Annotated in this window: 2 protein-coding genes; both read right to left on the reverse strand. The window is 52.4% G+C overall.

Translation table 11 applies throughout. The features are described 5' to 3' along the window. Positions 1-125 (reverse strand): phage baseplate assembly protein (locus PSI23_RS21425; RefSeq protein WP_373567370.1); only part of this gene is annotated, 125 nt, incomplete at its 3' end. Beyond that, a partial coding sequence (locus PSI23_RS21430) for a DNA circularization N-terminal domain-containing protein (protein WP_273556966.1) occupies positions 122-1289 on the reverse strand: 1168 nt, incomplete at its 5' end. The genes PSI23_RS21425 and PSI23_RS21430, both read right to left, overlap by 4 nt.

Consider the following 1289-nt stretch of genomic DNA (forward strand, 5'->3'; position numbering starts at 1 on the left):
TCCATCAGCATCAGTTCAAAATCAGACGGCAACCGTTCGATACCACGCGTCACGCGAATACTGTCCCAGCCATAAATCCGTTTGCCGCCAATCACCAATGAGAGTTCATTTGAGTTATTTTTCATTTCCGCAACGCCGTAAATTTGACCGGCATAAAGGCCGGATGACGAGGATGGGTGGCCTGAACCAGTTCATCGCTGCGACCGGCATCCTGATAAATCCGGTTGGCCACATTCAATACCGGTAATATTGTCGGCAAATTGAACTGAGCCAGCCGGCCTGATTCAGCGCCGTTCAGTTCTGCACTGGCGACAAATTCATATCGCAGAGACATTAATGCCTCATAAACCTCATCCATACCCAAATCGCCCGACTGAACCAGGGCAATATCCAGCGCATTGCATACACGCCGTTGCAGTTCGTTCGCCTCCTGATTGTTTGCCGGCGTAAACTCACTGGCAACCTGAGCCATTGCCCCGGCAGATAACACAACCAGTAATAAAACCGTCATGTCAGTCACATGGCGATCAACAGAACCCGGTTGATACCGGGTATTTTGAAATGATGACAAATGTTCAAAAATAGCGATTTTCTCGTCCGTGCTGCCCGCTGAACGGATAATCGCACCCACGACGCCCTGCGCTGCCTGACTGAATCCCTCCACAGTCAACGAATGCGCCATTTTATCGACAGATTCGGCGATGGATTTACGCCCCATCACCACGGCCGCCGTGGTCTGTTGAACGATTTCAGCCTCATGGCGGGTCTGGTTATCACGCGACCTGATGCCCGTGGCACCGGATACCGCACCGCCAATTTTCCCGCGTTGATAGCGCCCGTAACGCTCACTGCCAAACGTTGTTTTCAGCATATCGCTGAGATTCGTCACCTCATCCACAGAGCGGGTCACCATGCCAATCCACTGATTAGCCGTCGCTTTGATGGTTTTCATTCCCTGCACGACTGAACGGATCTCACCCCTGATGGCCGAAACATATTTCGCCAGCATGGTGGTATATGTCCGCAACCAATGATTTTTAACCCCGGTCGCGGATTTTGTGCTGTTGGTAACCGCAAAAACCTGCAGCCCGGATTCGATGACCGTCAGGGTGAATTCGAATACCCGCCCGAACTCGGCACTCTCATTCATGCGCAGACCGCTCTCTGTCACACTGACCGTTAATTCACCCAGCGTGGGATGGATTAATGTGCCTGTCGAGCCTGTCTCACAGGCGGCAACCAGATTTTTACGCTGGGTGATCACATCGGGCGCGTGATAAACCCGACTG

The organism is Xenorhabdus yunnanensis (assembly GCF_028598805.1).
GTDB lineage: Bacteria > Pseudomonadota > Gammaproteobacteria > Enterobacterales > Enterobacteriaceae > Xenorhabdus > Xenorhabdus yunnanensis.